The organism is Leptotrichia sp., from assembly GCF_057270615.1.
In genome coordinates this window covers 15,826-40,946 of the sequence record NZ_DBHIXN010000004.1, presented here as the reverse complement: position 1 = coordinate 40,946, position 25,121 = coordinate 15,826, and the positions used below count along the sequence as shown (strand labels likewise).

The window sequence follows — 25,121 nt, the reverse complement described above, 5'->3', positions numbered from 1 at the left end:
TTTTAATAAAAATTTTTCAATCTTCATTCATACAACCGTATAACAGTCTTGTAGCATTCGTTTAAAAATTTTTTGGATAAATAACCTTGCCTTGAAATGAAAAAGTCTATCAAAACGATACTACTTGATTTTTTTTAACTTATAGAAAATAATTTTAAGAAAAAATCACAGCTAAATTAATAACTGTGATTCAATCAGTTTATCCAAATAAATCGCTGTGAGTTCCTGTATCTGTCAATAACAGTATCAACTCCTTTTCTGTTATCTTGTATATTAATAGCCAATCAGGTGCTATATGACACTCACGGTGTCCTATAAAGTTCCCTCTCAAAGAATGGTCTTTATTTTTTTCAGGCAATTTCTTCCCTTTTGCTAGCATATTTACAATTTCATCCAATAAATTTATATTATACCCACGTTTTTCTACACGTTTCAAACTCTTACGAAACTGTTTGGTTGTGTGTATTGAGTATGTCATTCTATCATTATTCTTCATTTTCCAGTATATCCTTTATCATTTCTTTTGCTGAAGAATAACCTTTACCCATATTGCCACTTTTTTCCATTTCCTCTGCCTCTTTAATAGCAGCTAATAATTCTTGTCTTGGACGAGGATTTTTAATTTCAAAAGGTATTCTTTGTTCCTTTACTAATTGTTTTAAAAATACATTTACTGCTGTACTCAAATTCATTCCCATATCTTTTAACAATTCTTGAGCTTCTTTTTTAGTGTTATCATCTATATTTATAGTTGTTGCACTCATTTCTATCACTCCTTAAAATTTATAATATATGTATATTATACATCCAAAATATTTAAAAATCAATTACTATTTAACCAATAAGAAAAAATCACAGCTAAATTAGTAACCGTGATTAAATATTTATTTATAAATTTCTCTTCTATGTGCAAAATCAATTGCGATTATAACCAATTTATCATCTTGAATATCCACAATTAATCTATAATCCATTACTCTATATCTCCAAAGCCCCTTTAAATTTCCTTTTAGAGCCTTTCCATTCTTTCGTGGATTATCGGTATCTTTTAAATTTTTAACGATATAAGAATATAGCATTTTTTGAATATTCTTATCCATTTTCTTGATTTTCTTATTCAATTTTTCAGAAATTTCTATTCTAAATCCCATTCTTTTATTGCCTCCTCAAATGGAATTGTAACTAAAGTCCCTTTCTCTTTTGCTTTTAAATATTCTTTACAAACTTCTAAATCATATTCTTCCTCTATTTTTTCCATCAAAGTTTCTTTTATTAATTGAGAAATAGAAAAGCCTTTTGCTTTTGCATAATTTTTAATAACATTTTCTTCTTCACTATTGAATCTAATTGAAATTACTGACATAATATCACTCTCCTTTAATGTTTACATTGTAGACTATAAAAGAAATAAAGTCAAGCAATAAAAATTATTCCTCTGTATTTATATATTTACCTATTGTTGCAACAAATTCTCTTGCGTCTAGGAAATAATTTGGGTACGCTTTTCGTAAGTTCTTTAAGTTCTCAACCGATACTGATACAACGTTATTTGTGTCCTCTTTGTATTCACGTTCATACATCAATAATCTCGGCTTATATTTTCTTCAGGTACTTGAATATATCTTATGCTATTGCCCTTATAATCCAATATCAATATCAAATAGCCTTCTCCTGTGATTTCCTCAAGCCGTTTGGTTATAACTCGTAAACTGCTTAAAGTTTTCAGTATATTAAATTCTCTGTTTAATTCTCTCAACTTATCCAGTTCTTTTGAAATTTCTGAAATATCTTTGTTCAATTCAATGTATTCTATCAGTTTACTTGATAATTTAAAAAATTCCCTATAATAAATGTCTCCCCCACCTGTCTTTAAAGATTGCTGTTTTATGCTGTCTATTATTTCAACTGAAGTAGCCCATTGGTGCTGTAACTTCGTTCTTATCTGCAATTCTATCTGATACCCTTCAAGCCTCTTTTCCTTTTTCCCTTGATACTTAAATATTTGATGTATTGACCTGTAGCCGTCCTCTTTTGGCTCTAAGATATAATTTTTTTCCCTAATAGATAAAAAATTATTCTTGTCTTTTTGTTTATAAACTTTATTTTTTAAGTAATTTGCCACTTCCTCTGTATCCTTTATATATTATCTTCCTTTTATCTGTATTAATTTATCTAAAAATTATGTATAAAAAAAAACACTATAATAGTGGCTCTGTGGCTGGCGTTCTTACATAACACTTAAACTTTCATTCAGTTACACAGATATACAGTCTAGTCTCCTATCTGCAATTTAATTATACATTATTTGTTGTACTTTTACAACAAAAATTTAAAATTTTTTTAACAATTGATAAACAGGTTAAATTAATAGTTGCTATTTTTCTCAAATTTCAAAATATTCTCTATCATTTCTCTAGCACTATGATAAGACTTGCTCAAATTCTTACCTTGTTCTACATCTTTCATAGCTTGATAAACTTCTTCCTTATATTTTGGCTCTCCAACATAAAAAGGTATTCTCTGCTCTCTTACTTCCTGTTTCAAGAATATATTATTGCTGTAGTTAAACTCATTCCCATATCTTTAAATAATTCTTGTGCTTCTTTCTTTGTTTTGGCATCTATTTTTATACTTGTACTAACCGTTGGCATAAAAAAATCACTCCTTTGAATATTTTATAAAAAAACATTACTATATAATAATCAGTAGTATTTATTTTTCATCCAACTTCATTATCATAACAACAAATCCATCTTCAGAAATAAAATCATCTATTTTTTCAAATCCAAACGTTCTATAAAAATTTATAAGTTTTTCAGAATTTTCACATTCTAGCCAAACATAACGTGCCGTCATTATTTTTTTTACTTCCAGCAATAAATTGAATCCAAATGAAAGCAAGTCTTTTCCTTTTATTTGTTCTTCTTTTGCTAAATTATAGTTCTTTCCTAATTGTCCAATTAAGTAACTATTTACAGTTAAATGTCCATTTTCAAGTATTTGTCCACTTTGCATTAATTTTTTCTTTCGGCTATTACTTAATTTTTCAAATCGTTCTTTGGATAAAATTAAACTTTTATTTGACAACGATAAATAACCAACTAATTTTTTATTGTTAAATACTAAATGAGTTGTTGAAACAGATTTTTTCTCAAATTCAATTGCTCGGTTATGTAAAAATTTTTCTATATCATTGTTTTCTAAACTTTTAAAATTATTTAAAAATTTATTTTTTATATTTTCCTCTGTATCATATTTCAACAATTCACTCAACGTTATCTTTTCCATCATTTAACCCCAATAATTCCTTTATTTCCTTTTCATCAGTAATTGTTCTTATTTTTACATCTGTTAAATTAGGCTTTCTATCATTCTCTAAGGCTTTTATTAAACCATCAATTTCTTTATCTGTCTTAAATTCTGGTGTTCTAAAAAAACTTATTGTAGCCATAAAAATCACTCCTTTTATTAAAAAAATATCACTATAATAGTGGCTCTGTGGCTGGCGTTCTTACATAACACTTAAACTTTCATTCAGTTACACAGATATACAGTCTAATCTCCTATCTGTAATATAATTGTATAATAAAAAAATATAGAAGTCAAGATTTTTTATTTCATAATTTTTACAACAATTTATACAAATTAAATTAATGGTTGCTAATTTTCTCAAAAAAAATTATTTGTATTTCAAAGCCACACTAAGTAGAATCAAGAAAATGGTGCTATGCTTATAGGGATGGCTTATCTAATACATCTCTTTTATTATCCATTCATATAACCTTGTATTAGCCTTGTGGTAAGTGTTTAGAAAATTTTTGGATAAATAACCTTGCCTAGACTAAAATAATGATCCTAAATTGATATAAGTTTGAATTTTTAATTTTGGAATTAATAAAAAAAGATTATCTGTATTTTAAGATAATCAATTTTTATTATAAAGTATCTAATACTATTCCCTATTTAAAAAACGGATATTTATTTTAGTTATTTGAAAATAAATATTAGGTTTAATCTACTAAAAGGATTTATAATGTATTCGTTATTAAAATGGAGTTTAGTATCAGATAAAAAAATGGGTGTGTGGATATGTAAAAATTTTTACACACCCTTATAAAATTAAAGATACAAAAAAAGTACCTATTACTTCTAGGCACTTCATTAACTTTTTTGCTACTTAATATTTTAATTGAGTATATATTTCATATCCTTTTAACAAATTTCTAGCTTTTAAGTCGACTAATTCTATCATAAATGCTAATTCATATACTTTAGCTCCTAATTTTTCGACTAATTTTACCATTGCCTCAGCTGTTCCTCCAGTTGCTAACAAATCATCCACTATTAATATTTTAGAATCTTTTTCAAAGGCATCTTTATGAATTTCTATACTATTTTTTCCATATTCTAATGAATATTCAACTCTTTCTACTTCTGCTGGCAATTTTCCAGGTTTTCTTGCGGGTACAAATCCAGCTCCAATATTATATGCAATAGCAGCTCCAAAAATAAAGCCTCTTGCATCAGCACCTACAACGTAGTCAATTCCTTTATTTTTATATCTGTCTGTAAAATCTTTTATGATAATTTCCAATCCTTCTTTATCTTTTAAAGCTGTTGTAATATCTCTAAAAATTACTCCCTTTTCTGGGAAATCTTTTACTGAACGTATTAACTTTTCCAACTTTTCTTTTTTTTCTATTGTCATTCTATTTTCCCTCTTTTCTAAATTTTATTTATACTCAATTATTAAACAATCCAAATTTTTTTGCTTTTATAATAGATATATTTGATAACCTAAACTTTTTTTATCTCTACAAAGAAGAAAGTTCCCTTGTTTCAAGATATTTATTTTATTAAATTTCTAAGTTTGTATAGTTATCAAACAGGTCTAATAAAGTGATTTACTACTGCTTACATAAATGAGAGACTTTTTAACAAATTTTGTTAAAAAATCTATTTAGTTTTTTTTATTCATTCCATAAACTTCCCAAATAATTTTTTATTTTTTCACCATTCAATAATCTCAATAAATTTTCTTTAATATTTGGATAAATTGTCATTGTTCTAAGTTCTTCTTTTGTTACAAATTTTAAATCGGTTAAAATAGCTTCATTTCCTAATTTTATAAGATTGTTATTTTTCTCATTGCGATGTATTTTAAAAAATAAATTTAAAATATGGCGTTCCTTATTAGGATAAATAGTTTCTGAAAAAAACAAAAACTCATCGACTTCTATGTCCATATTGGTTTCTTCTTTGTATTCCCGAATCAATGCTTCTTTTGCAGTTTCTCCCCATTCATTTCCACCACCTGGAATAAGCCAATATTTTTTATTATTTTTATTATGTTGAATTAATAAAATTTTGTCATCTTCAATAAGAATTCCTGCAACACGTATTCGAGGTCTATTCTTTTCCATTTTCTCTCCTTACTTCTTCTTGATCTTCCTTTTGCTCAATAATAATTGCTCTTACTCTTTCGACACGCTTATTATCTACATCCGTTACTTTTAATATAAAGTTATTTTCCTTTACCTGATCAAAAACTTCGGCAACTTTTCCTAATTTATCTTGAATATATCCAGAAATCGTATCATATTCTTCAGACAACGGGATTTCTATTTTTAATCTGTCGTTTATTTCCTCAATAGGTGTATCCCCTCTTATATCAAATATTTTTTCACGAATTTGTTGAATATTTTCCTCTTCCTGATCAAATTCATCCCTTATTTCCCCAACAATTTCTTCAAGTAAATCTTCAATTGTAACTATTCCTTGAGTTCCTCCATATTCATCAATTACAATTGCCATATGAAGCTGTTTTAACTTAAATTCTTCCAGCAATTCAACTAACGGTTTTGTAATTGGAACAAAGTAAGCCTCTTTCATAAAATCTTTTATAGGCGGATTATCTCCCGTTTGTCTATCGTAATGAAGCAAATCTTTCATATGGACTGTTCCTACAATCTTATCAATTGTTTCAGTATAGATAGGAATACGTGTGAATCCTTGATCCAAAATTTCATTCCATACATCTTCAATTTTGCTTTCTGCTTCCAATGCAAATACATCTATTCTGGGAGTAAGTATCTCTTTAACGGTTGTTTCTGAAAATTCAAAAATACTAGTTATCATCTCTTCTTCGCCCTCTTCAAATACACCGCTTTCTGTACCAGCTTTTAAAAATGTCAAAATCTCGTCTTCTGTTATCTCAAACATTTGATCTTTTACTTTTATTTTAAATATTCCAACAATAAATCTTGAAATATGTATAAATAGCCAAATTAACGGTTTTAAAACAATTCTTACTGCATTTAACGGTATTATTAATGTTTTAGAAACTCCATAAATATTATTTCTGGCGATCAGCCTTGGAACCATTTCTGAAAACAATAAAATAAAAACAATTAATACAAAAAACGAAATTCCTATATAAAGATTTTTTTCATAAATTCTTTTTATTAAATAAATTCCTGTAAAAACCATCGAAGAATAAGAAATTGTCTTTACAAATAAAAGTGTTGTAAGTAACTCATTTGGATTTTCTAACCAAAGCTTTAGCAATTCACTTTCTCTTGACTTTTCTTTTTCTTTTGAATCACTTTTTAAATGAATCTGTTTAAGTGACGACAATGCCGATTCAGCAGCTGACAAAAATGACGTAAAAAATAATAAAACTAACAATAGAACAATATTCAACCAAATCCTCTTCTCTTCCAAATTTTATCCCTTCTTTTTTTATTTTTTTATAAAAATTACTCGATAACCATTAGTACTTGACCTTTTTTTATACTATCATTATCTTTCACAAAAATCTTTTTCACTTTTCCTGAAACAGTTGATTTAACTTCATTCATAAGTTTCATTGCTTCAACTATACAAAGTATTTGACCTTTTTTTACTGTATCTCCTTCTTTTACAAATGGACCTGTTGTTGGGGTCGGTGAAGCATAAAAAGTTCCGACCATTGGTGAAGTGATTTTTGTTCCTGAAATTTCTTCTGGAGATTCTTCTTGTACTGGAGCTGTATCTTCCACTTCTTGAACTTGTACTTCCTTTGGAGCATCTGCTACTGCTGCAGGTTGAACCATTTGATTATTAAAAATAACATTTCTTTCTTTCTTTTTTTTAGTTAATGAAACTTCAAAATTATTATCCTCATACTTTACTGATTCAATTTTGTTTTCATTCATACTTTCAGCCAATTTTTCAATAAATTTAATTTTATCATTCATTCTTATCTCTCACTTTCTTTTTTTATTTTTATTTTAAGTTTATTTATTTATTTTCTGTTTGTATGACTTAAATGTGTTTTTTATTAACATTGCAATTGTCATTGGTCCAACTCCACCAGGGACAGGAGTAATAAACGAAGCTTTCTTTGAGACTTCATCAAAATCCACATCTCCACATATTTTCCCATCAACCCTATTTATTCCAACATCAATTATAACAACTCCGTCTTTTACATCTGAACCTTTAACTAATTTTGGAGATCCTGCTGCTGCTATTATAATATCCGCTTTTTGAAGTTTTTCAGATAAATTTTTTGTTCGAGAATTACAAGTCTGAACTGTTGCATGTTTTTGCATCAATAAAAGTGACATAGGTTTTCCTACAATATTACTTTGACCAATCACAACTACATCTTTTCCATCTAGTTCAATGTTATACTCTTCAAACATCTGAATTACTCCAAAAGGTGTACAAGGTAAAAATCCTGTTTCATCTCCAATCATCATTTTACCAATGCTTGTTGTATGAAATCCATCCACATCCTTTTCCGCTGAAATTGCATTTATAACTTCCAATTCATCAATATGTTTTGGAAGTGGTAATTGTACCAAAATTCCATCTACATTACTGTTATTGTTCAATTTTTTTATTTCCAGAAGCAAATCTTCTTCTGAAATGTTTTCATCAAGCCTAATCGTTTCAGAATAAAATCCAACTTTCTCACAAGCTCTCATTTTATTCCTTACATAAATTTTAGAAGCTGGATTTTCACCCACTATAATTACTGCAAGTCCCGCTTTTCTGCCAGCTTTTTTTTGCAACTCCTTGTGTGCTTCTTCAATTTCCATTAAAGTCTTTTCTGAAAGTGCCTTTCCATCAATTATAGTCATAGCTTTTCCACTAAATTTTATTTAGCAGGTTCTCCTTTCATTATTTTTTTATATTTTTTCATTTATATTATTGATTCTCCAGAAATTTAATTCTTGTAATTTTGCTGAAATATCCATATCAACAACTTTTATATTTTCATCTAACTCCAGTTTATAAGTTGTCATATTAAGTATTGCACAAATTCCGCTTTTTACAAGTCCCTCTGCTGCGATTTGTGCCTGCTGTTTTACAACTGCCAATATAGCTGTATCAATTTTTATATTAAAATCATTTTTCATGTTTTTTATAAATTTATCTACATCTTGAATATCTTGCACAACCAAATTGTTTTCAGCTATTTTCCCAATTTTATTTTTATCCTTGTCAAATATTCCAACAATTTCAAAGCCTTCACCTAGAACATCCAAATTTGATGAAAGCATTTCTCCCATTTTACCGTGTCCTACAATTATAACATTGTTAATTTTATCAATACCAAGAATTCTTGTAATAATTTCTATCAAATTATCAATATCATAACCCTTTCCACGTACACCAAACTCACCAAATGTCGATAAATCCTTACGCACTTGAGCAGAAGTTGTGTTCATAATTTTAGCAAGCTCGATTGAATTTATCTCATTATCCTGTTTTCTAACTTCTTTTAGAATAGATAGATATTCTGTCAATCTTTGTACAACTCTTTCTGAAATTTCTAATTTTTTTAATTTCATATTTCCTCCTACAAAAATTAGAGAATTATTGTCAATTCATTTAATTTAAAATTATAGCAAAAATATATAAAAATCAATAGCTTTTAAACTTCTACTTTTGTTTTAAATTAGAATTGCTATACAATAACTTTTCTCCAATTACCATCTTACGTCCATTTACAATATCTACTCCCTTTTGAAGCTTTTTACCTTCAAATTTTGCCTCCAAAATCAAAAGCCCGCCATTCGGCACTTTTATAACAGGCCCTTTTTTGTTAATAATTTCAACAACCGTTCCGTTTTCTATTTCATTTCCATTCTCTCCTTCATATCTTTTATTAATTTTTTCACTTTTGTAAATTTTTATATTCTCACCCTTCTCATTAAAAGTGTGTGCTGCTAGAAACGGATTTAATCCACGAATTTGGTTATAAATAACTTCCTTTTCATTATTCCAGTCAATTTTTGCCTGTTCCTTTGTAATCGGCTTTACCAAAGTCGCCTTGCTGTCATCTTGTTTTTCTGCCTGAACTTTCCCATTTTCAATTAATTTCAACGCTTTAGTAAGCCCCACTGCTCCCAATTCCTTCAATTTATCATGTAAAGTTCCAAGTGTATCATCTTCAGTAATTTCACAATATTCCCTTAAAATCACATCTCCAGAATCAAGACCTTCCTCAATATACATTATGCTCACACCAGTTTCAGTATCCCCATTTAAAATTGCAGAATGAATAGGCGAAGCTCCACGATATTTTGGCAAAAGTGAAGAATGAACATTTATTATTCCATACTTTGGAATATCAATTATTTCCTTTGGCAAAATTTTTCCATAAGCCACAACCACGATCAAATCAGGATTTATTTCCTTAATTTTATTTATAACTTCCTCGTCCTTCATTTTTCTAGGCTGAATAATTTCTACATTATTATCAATTCCAAACTGCTTTACAGGGGAAAATATTATTTTATTTCCTCTAGCATTTCTTTTGTCCTCTTTTGTAAAAATAAGCTGTAAATCAGTATTTTTAAACACGACTTCCAAACTTGGTATTGCAAATTCTGGTGTCCCCATAAATATTGTTTTCATTAATTTTCCCCGCTTTCTTAACTTTTTAAATCTGCTTGGCAACTTATAATTGCTGTAAAATATAATAAATGCCTATGACAAAAAGCCAATAACAGTTTTCATTATTCAGGTAAACTATTCTCACTTGCAGAAAATCTATGACTTCTTGCCAGATTTTGTTAAAAGTCACCAAACAAACCTAGTCTAAATCTCTATAAATTCTACCTTTAGAAAAGTCCTTTTTCAAAACATCTAATTTTTTAGCAACCAATCTTTTATTTAGAATCGAAAGCCTATCTGTAAACAAAATTCCTTCAATATGATCAAATTCATGTTGAAATGCTCTAGCCCACATTTCTTCCAATTCTTCAATAACTTCTTCCCCTTTTTCATTCAAATATTTCACTTTAATTTTCGCAGGACGGTTTACTCTTTTGTAAATTCCAGGAATACTCAAGCATCCTTCCTCCATATCCGCAATTTCCTCTGAAAATTCCAAAATCTCAGGATTAATAACCTTTTTCACGACTCCATCGTATTCCAGCACAAAAAATCTTTTTGCAATATCCACCTGATTTGCAGCAAGTCCCACTCCTTTAGCTTTTCTCATAAGAGCAACCATTTCATCCAAAGCTTCCCTTATGTTATCATCAATTTTTTCAACTTTTTCTGCTTTTTCACGCAAAGTTGGATGTCCATATAAAACTATTTTCATTTTTATTTTTTCTCTCCTTATTAAACTAATTATTATCCATTTTATTTTATCATATTATTTGATAAATTTTAATACAAAACATCAATTAATTTTTTATTTAATTATCCAATTTCTTAAACCCCAATTTTGTTTCTGAAATAAGCACCGCAAAAATCATCATTCCAGCCCCAATTGCTACTCTAAGCGATAATCTCTCACTTAGTATAAAAAATGCAAAAAGTGGAGCAAAAAGCGATTCTGTTGACATTAATATTGAAGCTCTTGTAGAAGTCGTATACTTTTGGCACAAGGTCTGCAATACTGTCGGTATCGCCGTTGAAAAAATTGTCAAATAAATTATCGAAACTAGCATCATTCCATCAGGCTTTTGAATTTTGCTCATATCTGAAAAAATAAAAACATTTATTACAAACAATATTCCTGCCACAAACATCTGCATAACAACCAATTTTAATGGCTCAACTTTTTTACTAAAATATCCATTCGTAGCAATTTGACCTGCAAAAAATACCGCACTTATAATCGTCAAAACATCTCCAAAATTAAGATTTGCAAGATTCATCTTCCTGTCAAAACTTATCACAGCAACTCCCATTACACAAATAACCGAAGCCAAAAATGCAAAAATATCAGGACGTTTTTTATGTAAAAGCCAAAAAATATAAGGTACAATTATAACGTTAATTGATGTAAAAAAAGCATTTTTACTGGCAGTCGTAAGCATCGCCCCATAAGTTTGGAATGCATATCCAAAAAACTGAAAAATTCCAACTATCAATCCAGCAAGAACATCCTTTTTTGTGAATTTTCCTACTCTTCTGAAAAAAATCCCATAGAGAATAAACCCTCCTACAAGAAATCTAACCGCTGATAAATAAAATGGATCAATCCCTGTATTTAATCCAATCTTCACAAATATAAACCCAAGGCCCCAAAATATCCCCACAAAAAGCAGCCCAAAATCTGCTAAATACTGTTTCACACAATTTCTCCTTACTGTACTTTAATCTGCATTATTAAAAAACTTCCTATAAATATCCATTTTCAAAAATTCATTTTCTATTTTCCCATCATTTTTTTCTAAATATTCCATTACAAAATCATGCACAAATTTTATTTCTTTTACATTTTTTACAATGTCTGTAAAAATCATATCAGACACTCCACTTTGCCTTGTTCCCAAAATTTCTCCTGAATTACGTAGCTTCAAGTCTTCTTCAGCGATTTTAAATCCATCTGTTGTTTCTTCCATAACTTTTAGCCTTTTTGACGAAATCTCATTTGTTGTTTCTGATTCTAAAAAGCAGTAGGACTGGTATTTCCCACGTCCAACCCTTCCACGCAGCTGATGAAGCGAAGAAAGTCCAAATCTTTGTGCGTCACGGATTACCATAATTGAGGCATTTGGCACGTTTACTCCAACTTCAATTACTGTTGTAGAAACTAAAATATCTAGCTCATGATTTTTAAACTGTTCCATAACCTTTTGCTTTTCCTTGTAATTTTGCCGTCCGTGCATAAGTCCAATTTTTCTATTTGGAAAAATTGAAATATATTCCTCATAAGTTTCCTGTGCAGATTTTACATTCAAAGTTTCACTTTCTTCAATTAATGGCGATACTATATAAACTTGCCGTCCATCTTTCATTTTCTTTTCCATAAAATTATACATTTTTTGCCTGTCAATTTCATTTTGTATCCACTTTGTCTTAATCGGACTTCTTCCAGCAGGCAGCTCATCAATAATTGACACATCTAAATCTCCATAAATTGTAAGAGCAAGCGAACGTGGAATTGGAGTGGCACTCATAACAATAAGATTAGCAAGATTTCCCTTGTCACGCAAAAGTTTTCTTTGCGTTACTCCAAATCTGTGCTGCTCATCAATTACAATTAATCCTAGATTTTTGAAAATTACATTATTCTCAATTAAGGAATGTGTCCCAATTACAATGTCAACAAGCCCTTCTTTTATTTCGTTCAAAAGTTTTTCCTTTTTCTTACCCTTTACACTTCCAGTCAAAAGTTCTACTCGTATGTCAAGATTCATAAACTCATCTACAATTCCTAGATAATGCTGTGTAGCAAGAATTTCTGTAGGTGCCATAATTACACCTTGATAATTGTTTTCAACCATATAAAGAAGCATTATAAACGAAACAATCGTCTTTCCAGAACCAACATCTCCCTGAATTAGCCTATTTACAATCTTTCCAGCTTTTAATTCAGAATAAATCTCCTTTATTACACGTTTTTGTGCCTTTGTCAAATCATAATCCAGACTTTTTATAAATTTAGTCACAAGACTTTTTTTATCTTCAAGTTTGTAAATATTTTTATTTGCCTTGTCAACGCTGAAACGATTTTGCAAAATTCCCATTTCCAGAAGCAAAATTTCTTCAAGCATAAATCTTTTCTGTGCCTTGCTTTGCTTTTCCTCATTTTCTGGAAAATGAATATTCAAGATTGCTTCTTTTCTTGCTAACAATTTCCCTTTTTGCAAAAATTCTTTTGGCAAGTTTTCCTGTAGTAAATATCCATAATCCATAAGGGCATTTTCTATAGCTTTTCTGATTGCCTGCTGTCTAAGCGACTCTGTAGAAGGATAAATTGGCAATATCTGCTTTTGTTTTTGCATATCAAAGCTATCCAGCTTGATTTTTTTATATTCAGGATTTATAAGCTGAAATTTCATAGTTTTTCGTACTTTCCCATAAACTGTAATCTCATCCCCAATATGAATCCCATTTTTCACAAACTTATTATTAAACCACACAAGCTCAATCATTCCGCTATCATCGCTCAAAACTGCCCTAAACATAGTCCTTCCAGCCTTTATATACTGATTAACTGCATTCACAATAGTCCCTTGCAAAATTACGAATTCACCTTCCAAAATTTCCTCGATTTTCTTATGATTAGCCCTATTTTCATAAGCTCTTGGAAAAAAATAAAGCAAATCATAAAGTGTAAAAACTCCTAGTTTTTTAAATTTGGGAATATTTGTTTTTGTAACTCCTTTTATTTTTAAATCTTCTAAATTTTCATAAAGCAAATTATATGTATTCATCGTTATCTTCCGCCTTATTTTTATTACTTTTCCATTAAAATCTGAATTTATAGCCAATCCACTTCCAAATTTGAATAAAAATAAATAAAATATATTTTCTATTTTTCAAATAGAATTTAGTATCAAACTAAAATTACTATATACAAATTATAGTAAAACTGATTTAAGACTAAACTCAAAAGCTATGACTATTTTACTATAATAATACCATAATTTATTTAATTTTTCCATATTCTGAAAAAAATAAAACTGTCTCAACATTCTGAAACAGTTCAATTTTTTTATTTTTAAAATTTCCTATCCATATAAAAACATGGAATAAAGTCAATAGACTAGCTATAACCTGAGCTTTTATTCATACTTCAAATTAGAATCGCTAACATCAGTCTTATTTATTTTCAATAATTACTGTTTTAGGATCAACTTTATTTCCGTAAACAGGGGCAAGAGTAGCTTTATATGCCTTCTTAAAGAATCCTTCTTTAGTAAGGGAATCTATTTCAGTATTTAACCATTCAAGTAGCTCCTTATTTCCTTTTCTTACAGCTGGAGCAATGTAATCTTGTTCTCCCAATTCTTTAATACCTACAACAAATCCAGGATTTTCTGTCGCCCATGCAAATACTAATGTGTTGTCATGTGCAAGTGCGGCTCCTCTTTTATCTAACAATGCATTAAATGTTTCTGTATTCTGGTCATATTTTAATAATTCTATATCTGGATAATTTTTAGTAAAGTAAATTTCTGCTGTCGTTCCTTTATTAACAATTAACTTTTTACCTTTCAATTGCTTTACATCTGTTATTGGAGCACCTTTTGGAGATACAATCCCTAATGATACTTTCATATAAGGTTTTGCAAAATCAACTTTTTGTTTTCTTTCGTCCGTTACTGTAAAGTTTGCCAAAACAATGTCAACTTTGTTTGACAGCAAATATTCCACCCTATTTGCAGCTTCCATTGTAACAAATTCTATTTTATTTTCATCACCTAATAAATCTTTAGCAAGCCTTTTTGCCAAATAAATATCATACCCTTGATTTTTCCCATTTTCATCTACAAACCCAAATGGCGGCTTATCTCCAAATACTCCAATTCTAATTTTCCCTGCTTTTTTTATAGCCTCAATTGAACCTGGCTGAACACTTCCCTTTCCACCTTTTCCACAGCTTATTGCAAACACTCCTAAAACTAAAATTGCAATAATTTTTACAAACCTTTCAAAATTCTTTTTCATAGTTACCTCCAAGTTTATTTATTTTTTTGTTTTTTTATAAATTAAATCAGTAAAGCCGATTCTACTTTATCTTTCTTTTCAAAATTAAATATATTCAAAAACTTTTTAGCCCGTTCAGTCTTTGGATTGCTAAAAAATTCTATTGGATAATTTGTTTCAACAATTTCTCCAGAATCCATAAACACTATTCTATCTGCAACTGCTTTGGCAAATTCCATTTCATGAGTAACGATTATCATTGTCATACCTTCTTTTTCCAGTTCCAGCATTACATCTAGCACTTCTCTAACCATTTCAGGATCAAGTGCTGCTGTTACTTCATCAAACAGCATAATTTCTGGATTCATACATAATGACCTTATAATCGCTATTCTTTGTTTTTGTCCTCCTGACAACTCTCTTGGATAAGAATCCTTTTTATCAATCAATCCCACTCTTTCCAGCAGTTTTTCCGCCTGTAGCGTAACTTCCTTTTTATCTCTTTTTTGCACTTTAAGCGGCCCTAAAAGCAAATTTTGCATAACTGTCATATGATCAAAAAGTTCATAACTTTGAAAAACCATACCTATTCTTTGACGGATTAAATGCCATTTTGTCTTGTCCTTATTAATAACATTTCCTTGCAATTTTATTTCTCCAGACTGAATTTCCTCAAGTCCATTTATGCATCTTAAAAGTGTACTTTTCCCACATCCAGATGGTCCTAATATTACGACAACCTCGCTTTTATTTACTGAAAGAGAAATTCCCTTTAGTGCAGGTATACCTTTTTTATATTCTTTTTTTATATCAGAAAGTTCTAACAAAACTTCTGAGTCTGCCATTTTTCTTACCTCCATTTCTCTCTTTTACTCTATCTTTACCATTTATCATGTTTTTTAAACAGCCCATTTTTTTTCTAATTGTTTTGACAATAATGTAATCGGATAGCAAATTATAAAATATAAGAAAAATATGAATAAATACACCCAAAATGGTGCCATTGGATTTTTTCTGCTTGAATATTCTATAATTTGTCGCCCTATTTTCAGAACTTCTGCAACTTCAATAAAAATTGCAAGCGAAGTTGTCTTAATCATTCTTGTTATAAGATTTACAGCGGCTGGTGCGATTCTTCTTGCAGCCTGAGGAAGTAAAATATATCTATAAACTTGACTGGCATCAAGCCCTAAAGCCTTTGCACTTTCCTCTTGAATCTTTGGAAGTGAAATAATCGCTCCTCTCACAATATCCATCATTTCAGCCGTTCCCCAAATCACAAACACTATTATTGTCGTAGTTTCTGAGTCAATACTTAAATCAAAACCTTTTGCAACTCCAAAATAAATTATAAAAAGCCACACAAGCAAGGGAATTATTCTCATGCTCTCTAAATAAAACTTCAATATTCCATAAATAATTTTATTTTTTGAAGTCATAACTATTCCCAAAATTATTCCAAATAATATTGAAAATATAATTGAAATAATGGCAATTTTTCCTGTTACAGCAAGTCCTTCCATAAGCCTTTGAAAATTGACTCCTTTAAAAATAACATCAATCCCCGACAGTTGCATATCTCATTCTCCTTTCAATAACTGTTAAAATAATCGAAACTGGCAAAATAATAATCAGATATGCCACAACAAGCATAAACAGACTTTCATTTGTCTTGTAATAAAGCCCTATCAAATCCCTTGTCAAATACATCAGTTCCATCAAAGCCAAAATTCCTATTACCGAAGTTTCCTTCAACAAAAATATTATATTTGCCTCTATTGCTGGAAAAGAAGCCGTTAATGCCTGTGGCAAAATTACATTGGTTACAAGCTGAAATTCTGTAAGCCCAATACTAAGTCCAGATTCTCTCTGTCCCTTCGTAACTGATTCTAGCCCGCTACGAAATGCCTCACACATATAACTTCCACCCAAAAATGATAACCCTATCACAGCACAAGTATGCGAATTAAACGTAATTCCAATCTTAGGAAGCCCAAAATACAGAAAAAACAACTGTATTACAAGCGGCGTATTTCTTGAAATCTCAATATAAACTCCCACAATCTGCCTAACAACTGGCATCTTATAGTAAAGCACCAATGCACAAATTATTCCAATCAATATCGAAAATACAATTCCCAAAATTCCAATAAACACAGTTAATTTCATCGCTTCTAAGTATTTAGGAATGTTTTCTATTATAAAATTAAAGTCCATTTTTCGCTTTTCCTTTCCAAAATTTTTCTTTATATTTTATTTTCTCTATCAGTATATTTGTATATAAAAATATTATACTATAAAAAATTTTATTTGTAAAGATTTATTTTTGTACATATACTCAAATCTATATAAAATTAAACTATTAAAAATCATATAAACTTAGGCTTTAGGTAAAATAGCCATAGCTAATAAATTTCAGTTTTAAATTAGCTTTACTATATTTTACTCTTTCCTATTTTAATAAAAAATCACAGCTAAATTAAACAACTGTGATTTTCTAATAAAAATACTTTATTTTATCCTAATATATACCCTTTAAATAAAAGTCCAACAGCAATTCCTAAAACACTTCCCCAAAATACTTCTATTGGAGTATGTCCTAAAAGCTCTTTAAATTTTTCGTTAATAATCTCTATCCCGTCATTATGCTCAATAGCATCTACCAGTCTATTTAAGGCTTTTGCATGCTTTCCTGCCTGCTGTCTTACTCCAGTCGCATCATACAGTACAATTCCAGCAAAAACCATTGAAATCGCAAATTCAATTGAACTAAATCCCTTTAACAAAAATACACCTGTTGCAAGGGAAACTACTGTTGAAGCATGAGAACTCGGCATTCCGCCAGTCTGGATAAGCCTTGCCCATTGAGGTTTTTCACCCTTTAATAAAGGGAAAAAAACTTTGTAAAATTGTGCCGAAAGACATGAAATTACTGCAACATCAAGCAATCTATTTCCAAACACTATTCCTCCACTCATTTATTTTTCCTCTCTATTTTTCTATTTTTTAGTTTTACTTTTTTTATTTAGAAAATTATCTGTATTTACCACAAGTTTTCAATGATAAAAATCATTAATCAATTTTTATAAAATCTTGCTTTTTTTAATAATAAATTTTGAAAGTTATATAACTTTTTTATATTTTAAATATTTTAGATAATCATCCCTTTAGTTTTCAGAACTGACAAATAATTCAAATATATTATATTTTTTAATTTTTTTGAAAAATTTTATTAAATTCAGGAGTAATTTTTGCATCTTTTTTATATTTAGGCTTAAAAAAGATTAGTACATTTCCTATCTTGTCAACAAATACTGATTTTGTACTGCGAGCAATTTCATTTGCCATTTCCCTGTCAAATTTAACTGATGAATTTTGTAATATTTTTACTTTTATTAATTCTCTTTTTTTTACAACTTCTGCAATTGAATTCAATACATTCTCATCAATTCCATCTTTTCCAATTCTTACAATTGGATCCAAATTATGTGCTAATTTTTTTAAAAAAGCTCTCTCTTTACTTGAAAGCTGTATCATTCTAAACCTCCATTATAATTGGTAAAATTATAGGCTCTCTATCTGTTTCTTTATTAAGGAAGTCTCCAATTTTTGCCCTTATTTTTTGTTTAATTTTTCCAATTTCCTTTATTCCTTCATTTTCCATATTATTAAGCTCAAGCCTAACAAGTTTCTTTGTTTCAGAAAGCAAGCTTTCTGCATCTTTATTGTATACAAATCCACGTGTTACAAGTTCTACCTGCTTATTAAATTTTCCATTTCTATATTGAGAAATTGTAATAATTACAATCCCATCATCTGCAAGATTTTGTCTATCTTTTAATACAGCATTTCCAACGTCACCTATTCCAAATCCATCAATAAATGTTGCTCCACTTGGCACTTTTCCAACAGATCTAAAACTATTTTTAGACAATTCCAATTTTGCTCCATTTTCTGTTAAGATAACATTTTTTTCAGGTATTCCAACTGCCATTGCCAGTTCCTTATGTTTTTTTATCATTGCATATTCCCCATGAACAGGTAAAAAATATTTAGGTTTTACAAGATTTAACATAACTTTTTGTTCTTCTTGGCAACCATGTCCTGATACGTGGATTCCTATTCCTTTTTCAAAAACAACATTTGCATTACGTTTCATAAGCTGATTAATATTTTTTGTAGCAGCTTTTTCATTTCCAGGAATTGGAGTTGCTGAAATTACAACTGTATCTCCTTCTCTTAATGAAATATGCTTATGTGTTCCATTCGCAATTCTTGAAAGTGCTGCAAGTGGTTCTCCTTGTGTTCCAGTACATAATATCAGTACTTTGTCTGCTGGATAAGTTTCAACTTTATCAATATCAATCATTGTATCTCTCGGTATTTTCAAATATCCAAGATTTGAACATATTTCAAAGATTTTTACCATACTTCTTCCATCAATTGCAATTTTTCTTTGATGTTTTGTTGCAATATTTACAATTTGCTGTAATCTATGGACATGTGAAGCAAAAGCTGCCAAAATTATTCTCCCTTTGGCTTTTGCAAATTCGTCCTTCAAGCTTTCTCCAACTGTTCTTTCAGATGGTGTAAATCCTGGTATTTGTGCATTTGTACTATCTGAAAGCAAAAGATCTACACCTTCTTCTCCTAACTGTGCAAATCTTCCAAAGTCAAATCCTTCTCCATCAACAGGCGTCAAATCAACCTTAAAATCTCCAGAATGTAAAATAGTTGCCGCAGGTGTCTTAATGCAAATTGCATAACAGTCTGCAATACTATGAGTTACACTTACAAATTCAACTGTAAAGTATTTTGATACTTTTAAAATAGTTCTTCCGCTAATAACTTTTTCTTTTGGTAATTTTGCATCTTTTTTTTCAAATTTTGCTTTTGCAAGTGCAAGTGTTAATCTTCCCCCATACATCGGTATATTTTCCGTCCCTAATTTCTGATAAAAATAAGGGATCGCTCCTATATGATCTTCGTGTCCATGTGTCAATAAAAGTCCTTTTATTTTATGACGGTTTGATTCCAGATATGAAAAATCAGGAATTATTACATCTATTCCCAAATGTTCATCTTCTGGAAATGTAAGACCAGCATCCACCACAATAATTTCATCTTTATATTGAAAAGCTGTCATATTTTTTCCAACTTCTTCAATACCACCAAGTGGAATTACATACATTTTTTCTTCTTTCCCGTCCACTTTTCTGTCTATGTGTACATTCCTGTCATTTACTCTTGGAATATAACGTATTTCATTTTTTTCATCTAAATGTCTTCGGCTTGTATTTTTCCTTCTAAATCTTTTCATTCCAGATTTTATTTTACTAACATCTTCCTTTTTGGAAAAATTTCTTTTTAATGTTTGATTTCCAAAATCGCCTTTTTCTCTTTCTGACATTTAGTAAACACCTCCTTTATTTTAATTTTTTACATTTTTATTATTTTTATTTTTCCCTGCTTGCTTTTTATTTTCTTCTTCTTGTTTCTTTTTATCAGCCTCATGTTTTTTCAAAACATATTTATCTCTATATTTATATATAAATTTTTGTGCCATAGATCCTGAAGCTACTCCTCCATATCCTCCACCTTCTACAACTGACACAAATACAATCTGAGGATTATCAGATGGAAAATACCCTGCAATCCATGAGTGGTTATCTACAAATCCTGAATTTTGTGCAGTTCCTGTTTTTGCTGAAACTGGATAATTCGGAATATATAACACTTTGGCTGTTCCTCCTGGACCACTTACTGGCAATCTTAATGCATTTTGTAATAATTTTAAATTCTTTGGACTTACCTTCAATTTTTTTAATACCACAGGTTTATTATTTTCAACTTTTCCTGAATATGTCACAAATCTATCAACAACTGTAGGTTTCAATTTAACGCCATTATTAGCTATAGTTTGATAAACTGATGCAATTTGAATTGGAGTTGCCAAAACATAACCTTGACCAATTGACATATTTATCAAATCTCCAGGTAACCATCTCTGATCCTGCTTTTTCTTAAATCTCTTTTTCTTCCATTCAGGACTAGGTAATGTTCCCGATAATTCCCCAGGAATATCAATTCCTGTCTTAGATCCAATTCCAAATTCCTTTGCATATTTTACAATATTGTTAATTCCAGCTTTTTGCGAAAATACATAATAATAGGTATTTACAGATTGTTCTATAGATTTTGCAAAATTGGTAATTCCATTTCCAGATTTATGTGAATCTCTAAATATTAATTTACCATATCTATATTGTCCTGTCGAGTTTACTGTCGCATAAGGGGAAATTCCAGATTGCAGTATTCCCATTCCTGTTACAGCTTTAAAAGTCGATCCTGGTGGATAAAGTCCTGCAATTCCTTTATTTACAAGTGGCTTCGCTTTTGAATTTACTAATTCAGTCCATTGGTTATCAGGTATTCTTGAACTTAACAAATTCAAGCTGATTTCAGGATTACTTACAAATGTAATTATTTTCCCAGTTTTTGCTTCCATTGCAATAAATGCCCCACTTTTACCTGAAAAGGCATCAGTCATATATTTTTGCAGTTCCATATCAATTGATAAGTAAACATTTTTTCCAGCAACACTTTCTGTTGTTTCTATTTGTCTTATAACATTTCCTTTAGCATCAACTTCAACGTTTTCTTTACCGTCTTGACCTTTCATTTCTTTGTCATAAGAACGTTCAACACCTTTTTTACCAATTAAATCACTATTTCTATAACCATCCTTTTCCAGCTCTTTAAATTCCTTTTCACTAATAGGTTTCACATATCCAATAACATGAGAAGCAAGTGCATCTTGAGGATAAAATCGCTTATTATATTCCACAATATCAATTCTATCATTATTAATTTTTTCGATTGCTTTTAATGCTACTTGCTTATCCAAATCTTCAATAACAAGTATTTTTTTATCAGTTCCCATTCTTTGCTGCTTATAAAATCTGTCTATAAGATAATCTACCTGAGACCCTGTAATCTGACTTATGGTATTTATATCTTCCATTGTTTCTTTTATACGTTTTGCAACAGCCTTACGTTCCTTTGAAAGTCTTGCATCCATTTGCTCTGACGTCATTCCCTTAACTTCTTTTAAAAGTTTCAAATCATTTGGATCTAGCGTATATGTATGTAAATGTATCAACTGATACCCCGTCATATTTTTAGCAAGCAACTTGCCTTCCCTGTCGTAAATTTCTCCACGTGTAGCTTTTATTATATTTGTTCTAATTCTATTTTGCAATGCCTGTTCTGCATACTGTGAAGCTTCTAATATCTGCAATGTAAACAAACGGGCAATTAATATTAAAAAAACTGCTCCAACAAGAACAAGAAAAGCAATAAACCGTACATTTTTTTCTTCTTTGTCTAATTCTCTCATAATTTCCCTCTTTATAATTTATCTATTCTATTTTCCCTCATTCACGCCATTATAAAAATCATCCAGTCTGTAATACTCTCTGGCATCCTTACTAAATACACTTATAACCAAGTCTCCAGCATCAATAAGAACCCAATTTGCTTCCTCAAGACCTTCCACATTTCTCACATTTTCAAGACTCTTCTTTATATCAGTCGCTATTGCTTCAATATTTCTTGAAGAACTTCCAGTACACAATATTGAATAATCAAAAAACGGTGATTTTCCTCTCATGTCATAAACTTTTATATCCTGTGCCTTTTTATCTTCCATAATATCAATTATTTCTTGAACTTGCTTTTCATAATTATTATTCACTTCACTCATTCTAAAAATTTCCTTTCTTTTTTAACATTATTTAGTGAACTACTCCCGCTTTTAGAATCGGGAGCTTCTTGGGAACTATCTGCGTATGACTAGCCAAATATATTTACCAAGCTCTTCGGGTAGTTCCTACCCTGATATATTTAGTGTAATACATTTTGCTATAAATATCAATCAAAAATGCAATTCATCTCCCACTTATAGAAAGCCTACGACTTCTTGCTATCTTTTTGTTAAAAAAATTTTATTTGAATATAAAAAAAATTATTACAATATCTACTACTACCGTATATTATATTATATATTCAACTAATTTTCAATTTATTTCTTAAATTTGACAGAATAAATTATTTAGGGAAAATCAAAAATTATATTTTAAGTTTTTTATATTACTGACAATAACATTTTTCCTCTTTTAAGCAAAAATATCATTATAATATCGCTGCAACATTTTCTATCTATTTTTTAAAAAATTTGCTTATGCCTAAACAGCTTTATCAGCACATAAAAATTCTATTGCAATAAATACTTTATGTAAAAATCTACTCTGTCCTTAAATTTTAATAAAATAAAAAATCATATATAAAAATTAGCAATAACGCCACAAACAACGATTGCTGCTGTTTCCGCTCTTAAAATCCGTTTTCCCAAGCTAATTTCTATTGCCTTTTTATTTTTTAAAAAATCAACTTCATCCGTTGTAATCCCACCTTCAGGTCCAATTATGTATAAAATATTTTTATCTTCTTTTTTTATTATTTCTGATAAAGATTTTGATTCATCACTATTTTCATAAGCAAAAATTATTTTATCATATTTTTGATAATCAATTTCTGAAAGTTTTTTTACAGGTGTAATTTCAGTAAATTTTATGCCTCTGCATTGTTTCAATGTTTCTCTTACAACCACATCCCATTTTTCCTTTTTTTCATTAATTCTTACAACAACTCGTTCAGTTTTTAAAGGAATTATGCGATTTACACCAATTTCTGTCAGTTTTTGTATTGCCAAATTCATTTTATCATTTTTCAAGATTCCTATTGCAACATCAATATTTACACTCAAAGAATAACTATCTTCTTTTTTTTCCAATATTTTTACAGCTATTTCCTTTTTTGAAATTTCAATAATTTTTGTAAAATATTCGTATTCCCCGTCAATTACCCGCAATTCATCACCTATATTTAAACGATACACATTTTGAACATGATTACAGTCTGATCTGTCTTTTATTAAAATTTTTTCGTTATTTTCATCAATATTTTCTTTTTCTGCTATTACTGTCAACAACAGCTTTTCACCTCATTTTTTTATTTAAATATCATTTCCCATTTAAATAGCAGATTTACTATAAACTTTTGGGAAAGGTCCTAAATCCAATAGATATATTCAATAACCTAAGTTTTTTATTTTTTTCCGCTAAATATTTTTTCAATTCCTAAATGGTTATATCCTAATTCTGTCACGACTCTTCCACGTGGAGTTCTTTTTATAAACCCAATTTTTACAAGATACGGCTCATAAACCTCCTCAACTGTCCGTCTGTCCTCCCCGAGCAAAAGCGACAAAGTTTCAATTCCAACAGGTCCTCCGTTATAAACATTTATAATCGACAGCAAAATATTCCTGTCAAGTTCATCTAGGCCATTGTCATCCACTCCTAGTAATCTCAGGATTCCATCCACACTTTCTTTTTCCAGAACTCCCGAACCTTCCACAAGTGCAAAATCTCTTGCTCTTTTCAATAGCCTGTTCGCAATTCTAGGTGTTCCTCGACTTCTTTTGGCAATTTCTGTAATTCCATCTTCATCATAAGAAATATTAAGAATATTCGCCCCTCTTCGTATAATCTCCTTCAATTCCTCCAGCTTATAATATTCCATCCTATGAGTAACTCCAAATCTATCTCGAAGCGGCGTACTTAACTGCCCTGCCCTAGTAGTCGCTCCAATTAAGGTAAATTGTGGTAATTCCACACGTATACTTCTAGCAGATGGCCCTTTTCCGATAAGAATATCCAGTTCCCCATCTTCCATCGCAGGATATAAAATTTCCTCCACCGATGTATTCAATCTATGAATTTCATCAATAAATAAAATATCATTTTCTTCCAAAGACGTCAAAATAGCCGCCAAATCCCCTGCTTTTTCCAATACAGGCCCAGTTGTTACTTTCAGATTTACCCCCATTTCTGTGGCAATAACTCCTGCAAGTGTAGTTTTCCCCAGTCCTGGCGGCCCATATAACAAAATATGATCAAGTGACTCATTTCTCATTTTAGCAGCCTTTATGAATATATTCATCTTCTCTTTCAAATCCTGCTGGCCAATATACTCCTTAAATGTCCTTGGCCGTAAACTTTTTTGAATATTGTCCTCCCCTAATTCCTTAGTTTCCAATATTCTTTCTTCATTCATTCCTTCTCCTCAATAATTTTTCTTTATTTACTTAAACTTTTGCTATTTAT

30 protein-coding genes are annotated in these 25,121 nt (G+C 29.8%); all 30 read right to left on the bottom strand.

From position 1 onward, the window contains the following. Positions 1 to 199: 199 nt before the first annotated feature. On the bottom strand, positions 200 to 496 hold the full coding sequence (locus ACO409_RS01575; protein WP_485554185.1) for a type II toxin-antitoxin system YafQ family toxin: 297 nt from the start codon (positions 494 to 496) through the stop codon (positions 200 to 202). After that, positions 486 to 764, bottom strand: coding sequence for a type II toxin-antitoxin system RelB/DinJ family antitoxin (locus ACO409_RS01570; RefSeq protein ID WP_485554183.1), 279 nt, complete (start codon positions 762 to 764; stop codon positions 486 to 488). Before ACO409_RS01570 ends, ACO409_RS01575 begins: the two co-directional genes overlap by 11 nt. A gap of 120 nt (positions 765 to 884) precedes the next feature. Continuing rightward, positions 885 to 1,151 carry a type II toxin-antitoxin system RelE family toxin gene (locus ACO409_RS01565; RefSeq protein ID WP_295724635.1) on the bottom strand — a complete coding sequence of 89 codons (267 nt, stop codon included), beginning with the start codon at positions 1,149 to 1,151 and terminating at the stop codon, positions 885 to 887. Next, complete coding sequence (gene relB, locus ACO409_RS01560; RefSeq protein WP_295724632.1) at positions 1,136 to 1,363, bottom strand: type II toxin-antitoxin system RelB family antitoxin; 228 nt, start codon at positions 1,361 to 1,363, stop codon at positions 1,136 to 1,138. Before relB ends, ACO409_RS01565 begins: the two co-directional genes overlap by 16 nt. A 64-nt stretch (positions 1,364 to 1,427) precedes the next feature. Then, positions 1,428 to 1,580: a hypothetical protein gene (locus ACO409_RS01555; RefSeq protein ID WP_485554181.1), complete on the bottom strand. Its 153-nt coding sequence runs from the start codon at positions 1,578 to 1,580 to the stop codon at positions 1,428 to 1,430. Next, positions 1,580 to 2,122 (bottom strand): hypothetical protein, encoded by a 543-nt coding sequence (locus ACO409_RS01550; RefSeq protein ID WP_485554179.1) that lies wholly within the window; start codon positions 2,120 to 2,122, stop codon positions 1,580 to 1,582. Before ACO409_RS01550 ends, ACO409_RS01555 begins: the two co-directional genes overlap by 1 nt. A 242-nt stretch (positions 2,123 to 2,364) precedes the next feature. After that, a complete protein-coding gene (locus ACO409_RS01545; protein ID WP_485554177.1) occupies positions 2,365 to 2,544 on the bottom strand; it encodes a hypothetical protein in 180 nt (59 codons plus the stop codon). A gap of 168 nt (positions 2,545 to 2,712) precedes the next feature. Next, on the bottom strand, positions 2,713 to 3,288 hold the full coding sequence (locus ACO409_RS01540; RefSeq protein ID WP_485554175.1) for an N-acetyltransferase: 576 nt from the start codon (positions 3,286 to 3,288) through the stop codon (positions 2,713 to 2,715). Continuing rightward, on the bottom strand, positions 3,266 to 3,451 hold the full coding sequence (locus ACO409_RS01535) for a hypothetical protein (RefSeq protein ID WP_021743949.1): 186 nt from the start codon (positions 3,449 to 3,451) through the stop codon (positions 3,266 to 3,268). The genes ACO409_RS01540 and ACO409_RS01535 overlap by 23 nt, the downstream gene beginning before the upstream one ends. Before the next feature lie 726 nt (positions 3,452 to 4,177). Further along, positions 4,178 to 4,708, bottom strand: a complete 531-nt coding sequence (locus ACO409_RS01530; protein ID WP_485554173.1) for an adenine phosphoribosyltransferase — start codon at positions 4,706 to 4,708, stop codon at positions 4,178 to 4,180. 262 nt (positions 4,709 to 4,970) lie between these two features. Continuing rightward, positions 4,971 to 5,423 (bottom strand): NUDIX domain-containing protein, encoded by a 453-nt coding sequence (locus ACO409_RS01525; RefSeq protein ID WP_485554171.1) that lies wholly within the window; start codon positions 5,421 to 5,423, stop codon positions 4,971 to 4,973. Continuing rightward, positions 5,410 to 6,702, bottom strand: a complete 1,293-nt coding sequence (locus tag ACO409_RS01520; protein ID WP_485554169.1) for a hemolysin family protein — start codon at positions 6,700 to 6,702, stop codon at positions 5,410 to 5,412. The genes ACO409_RS01525 and ACO409_RS01520 overlap by 14 nt, the downstream gene beginning before the upstream one ends. Before the next feature lie 56 nt (positions 6,703 to 6,758). Then, on the bottom strand, positions 6,759 to 7,238 hold the full coding sequence (accB, locus tag ACO409_RS01515; protein ID WP_485554167.1) for an acetyl-CoA carboxylase biotin carboxyl carrier protein: 480 nt from the start codon (positions 7,236 to 7,238) through the stop codon (positions 6,759 to 6,761). Positions 7,239 to 7,277: 39 nt separating this feature from the next. Beyond that, positions 7,278 to 8,129 (bottom strand): bifunctional methylenetetrahydrofolate dehydrogenase/methenyltetrahydrofolate cyclohydrolase FolD, encoded by an 852-nt coding sequence (gene folD, locus ACO409_RS01510; protein WP_485554166.1) that lies wholly within the window; start codon positions 8,127 to 8,129, stop codon positions 7,278 to 7,280. Between the two features lie 48 nt (positions 8,130 to 8,177). Next, the gene (locus ACO409_RS01505) at positions 8,178 to 8,843 is read right to left on the bottom strand and encodes a redox-sensing transcriptional repressor Rex (protein WP_485554164.1); all 666 of its coding nucleotides are present in this window, start codon (positions 8,841 to 8,843) and stop codon (positions 8,178 to 8,180) included. Between the two features lie 91 nt (positions 8,844 to 8,934). After that, on the bottom strand, positions 8,935 to 9,912 hold the full coding sequence (gene fmt / locus ACO409_RS01500) for a methionyl-tRNA formyltransferase (RefSeq protein ID WP_485554162.1): 978 nt from the start codon (positions 9,910 to 9,912) through the stop codon (positions 8,935 to 8,937). A gap of 178 nt (positions 9,913 to 10,090) precedes the next feature. Continuing rightward, positions 10,091 to 10,606, bottom strand: a complete 516-nt coding sequence (def, locus tag ACO409_RS01495; RefSeq protein WP_485554160.1) for a peptide deformylase — start codon at positions 10,604 to 10,606, stop codon at positions 10,091 to 10,093. A gap of 97 nt (positions 10,607 to 10,703) precedes the next feature. Further along, positions 10,704 to 11,588, bottom strand: a complete 885-nt coding sequence (locus tag ACO409_RS01490; RefSeq protein WP_485554158.1) for a DMT family transporter — start codon at positions 11,586 to 11,588, stop codon at positions 10,704 to 10,706. Positions 11,589 to 11,609: 21 nt separating this feature from the next. After that, positions 11,610 to 13,676 (bottom strand): ATP-dependent DNA helicase RecG, encoded by a 2,067-nt coding sequence (gene recG, locus ACO409_RS01485; RefSeq protein ID WP_485554250.1) that lies wholly within the window; start codon positions 13,674 to 13,676, stop codon positions 11,610 to 11,612. A 388-nt stretch (positions 13,677 to 14,064) separates the two neighbouring features. Beyond that, positions 14,065 to 14,913 (bottom strand): cysteine ABC transporter substrate-binding protein, encoded by an 849-nt coding sequence (locus ACO409_RS01480; protein ID WP_485554156.1) that lies wholly within the window; start codon positions 14,911 to 14,913, stop codon positions 14,065 to 14,067. A 41-nt stretch (positions 14,914 to 14,954) separates the two neighbouring features. Next, positions 14,955 to 15,737, bottom strand: a complete 783-nt coding sequence (locus ACO409_RS01475; RefSeq protein WP_485554154.1) for an amino acid ABC transporter ATP-binding protein — start codon at positions 15,735 to 15,737, stop codon at positions 14,955 to 14,957. 54 nt (positions 15,738 to 15,791) lie between these two features. Further along, positions 15,792 to 16,469 (bottom strand): amino acid ABC transporter permease, encoded by a 678-nt coding sequence (locus ACO409_RS01470; protein WP_485554152.1) that lies wholly within the window; start codon positions 16,467 to 16,469, stop codon positions 15,792 to 15,794. Then, the gene (locus ACO409_RS01465) at positions 16,450 to 17,109 is read right to left on the bottom strand and encodes an amino acid ABC transporter permease (protein WP_485554150.1); all 660 of its coding nucleotides are present in this window, start codon (positions 17,107 to 17,109) and stop codon (positions 16,450 to 16,452) included. Before ACO409_RS01465 ends, ACO409_RS01470 begins: the two co-directional genes overlap by 20 nt. A gap of 299 nt (positions 17,110 to 17,408) precedes the next feature. After that, positions 17,409 to 17,870, bottom strand: coding sequence for a divergent PAP2 family protein (locus ACO409_RS01460; protein WP_485554149.1), 462 nt, complete (start codon positions 17,868 to 17,870; stop codon positions 17,409 to 17,411). Positions 17,871 to 18,102: 232 nt separating this feature from the next. Next, complete coding sequence (yhbY, locus tag ACO409_RS01455) at positions 18,103 to 18,429, bottom strand: ribosome assembly RNA-binding protein YhbY (RefSeq protein WP_485554148.1); 327 nt, start codon at positions 18,427 to 18,429, stop codon at positions 18,103 to 18,105. A 1-nt stretch (position 18,430) separates the two neighbouring features. Then, entirely contained in the window at positions 18,431 to 20,302 is a 1,872-nt protein-coding gene (locus ACO409_RS01450) for a ribonuclease J (RefSeq protein ID WP_485554147.1), read from the bottom strand. 21 nt (positions 20,303 to 20,323) lie between these two features. Next, complete coding sequence (gene mrdA / locus ACO409_RS01445; RefSeq protein WP_485554146.1) at positions 20,324 to 22,291, bottom strand: penicillin-binding protein 2; 1,968 nt, start codon at positions 22,289 to 22,291, stop codon at positions 20,324 to 20,326. 27 nt (positions 22,292 to 22,318) lie between these two features. Then, complete coding sequence (gene rsfS / locus ACO409_RS01440) at positions 22,319 to 22,657, bottom strand: ribosome silencing factor (RefSeq protein WP_485554144.1); 339 nt, start codon at positions 22,655 to 22,657, stop codon at positions 22,319 to 22,321. Between the two features lie 573 nt (positions 22,658 to 23,230). Continuing rightward, positions 23,231 to 23,944 (bottom strand): RsmE family RNA methyltransferase, encoded by a 714-nt coding sequence (locus ACO409_RS01435; protein ID WP_485554142.1) that lies wholly within the window; start codon positions 23,942 to 23,944, stop codon positions 23,231 to 23,233. Between the two features lie 116 nt (positions 23,945 to 24,060). After that, complete coding sequence (ruvB, locus tag ACO409_RS01430; RefSeq protein WP_485554140.1) at positions 24,061 to 25,071, bottom strand: Holliday junction branch migration DNA helicase RuvB; 1,011 nt, start codon at positions 25,069 to 25,071, stop codon at positions 24,061 to 24,063. Positions 25,072 to 25,121: the final 50 nt, after the last annotated feature.

Bases quoted from the DNA above. Each gene is read 5' to 3' on its own strand.
- accB (WP_485554167.1), bottom strand. From the start codon at position 7,238: ATGAATGATAAAATTAAATTTATTGAAAAATTGGCTGAAAGTATGAAT.
- yhbY (WP_485554148.1), bottom strand. From the start codon at position 18,429: ATGATACAGCTTTCAAGTAAAGAGAGAGCTTTTTTAAAAAAATTAGCA.
- relB (WP_295724632.1), bottom strand. From the start codon at position 1,363: ATGTCAGTAATTTCAATTAGATTCAATAGTGAAGAAGAAAATGTTATT.
- recG (WP_485554250.1), bottom strand. From the start codon at position 13,676: ATGAATACATATAATTTGCTTTATGAAAATTTAGAAGATTTAAAAATA.
- ACO409_RS01450 (WP_485554147.1), bottom strand. From the start codon at position 20,302: ATGTCAGAAAGAGAAAAAGGCGATTTTGGAAATCAAACATTAAAAAGA.
- ruvB (WP_485554140.1), bottom strand. From the start codon at position 25,071: ATGAATGAAGAAAGAATATTGGAAACTAAGGAATTAGGGGAGGACAAT.
- ACO409_RS01530 (WP_485554173.1), bottom strand. From the start codon at position 4,708: ATGACAATAGAAAAAAAAGAAAAGTTGGAAAAGTTAATACGTTCAGTA.
- fmt (WP_485554162.1), bottom strand. From the start codon at position 9,912: ATGAAAACAATATTTATGGGGACACCAGAATTTGCAATACCAAGTTTG.
- ACO409_RS01525 (WP_485554171.1), bottom strand. From the start codon at position 5,423: ATGGAAAAGAATAGACCTCGAATACGTGTTGCAGGAATTCTTATTGAA.
- folD (WP_485554166.1), bottom strand. From the start codon at position 8,129: ATGACTATAATTGATGGAAAGGCACTTTCAGAAAAGACTTTAATGGAA.
- ACO409_RS01555 (WP_485554181.1), bottom strand. From the start codon at position 1,580: ATGTATGAACGTGAATACAAAGAGGACACAAATAACGTTGTATCAGTA.
- ACO409_RS01565 (WP_295724635.1), bottom strand. From the start codon at position 1,151: ATGGGATTTAGAATAGAAATTTCTGAAAAATTGAATAAGAAAATCAAG.
- ACO409_RS01480 (WP_485554156.1), bottom strand. From the start codon at position 14,913: ATGAAAAAGAATTTTGAAAGGTTTGTAAAAATTATTGCAATTTTAGTT.
- ACO409_RS01540 (WP_485554175.1), bottom strand. From the start codon at position 3,288: ATGGAAAAGATAACGTTGAGTGAATTGTTGAAATATGATACAGAGGAA.
- ACO409_RS01460 (WP_485554149.1), bottom strand. From the start codon at position 17,870: ATGAGTGGAGGAATAGTGTTTGGAAATAGATTGCTTGATGTTGCAGTA.
- mrdA (WP_485554146.1), bottom strand. From the start codon at position 22,291: ATGAGAGAATTAGACAAAGAAGAAAAAAATGTACGGTTTATTGCTTTT.
- def (WP_485554160.1), bottom strand. From the start codon at position 10,606: ATGAAAATAGTTTTATATGGACATCCAACTTTGCGTGAAAAAGCAGAA.
- ACO409_RS01570 (WP_485554183.1), bottom strand. From the start codon at position 764: ATGAGTGCAACAACTATAAATATAGATGATAACACTAAAAAAGAAGCT.
- ACO409_RS01575 (WP_485554185.1), bottom strand. From the start codon at position 496: ATGAAGAATAATGATAGAATGACATACTCAATACACACAACCAAACAG.
- ACO409_RS01535 (WP_021743949.1), bottom strand. From the start codon at position 3,451: ATGGCTACAATAAGTTTTTTTAGAACACCAGAATTTAAGACAGATAAA.
- ACO409_RS01470 (WP_485554152.1), bottom strand. From the start codon at position 16,469: ATGCAACTGTCGGGGATTGATGTTATTTTTAAAGGAGTCAATTTTCAA.
- ACO409_RS01505 (WP_485554164.1), bottom strand. From the start codon at position 8,843: ATGAAATTAAAAAAATTAGAAATTTCAGAAAGAGTTGTACAAAGATTG.
- ACO409_RS01465 (WP_485554150.1), bottom strand. From the start codon at position 17,109: ATGGACTTTAATTTTATAATAGAAAACATTCCTAAATACTTAGAAGCG.
- rsfS (WP_485554144.1), bottom strand. From the start codon at position 22,657: ATGAGTGAAGTGAATAATAATTATGAAAAGCAAGTTCAAGAAATAATT.
- ACO409_RS01475 (WP_485554154.1), bottom strand. From the start codon at position 15,737: ATGGCAGACTCAGAAGTTTTGTTAGAACTTTCTGATATAAAAAAAGAA.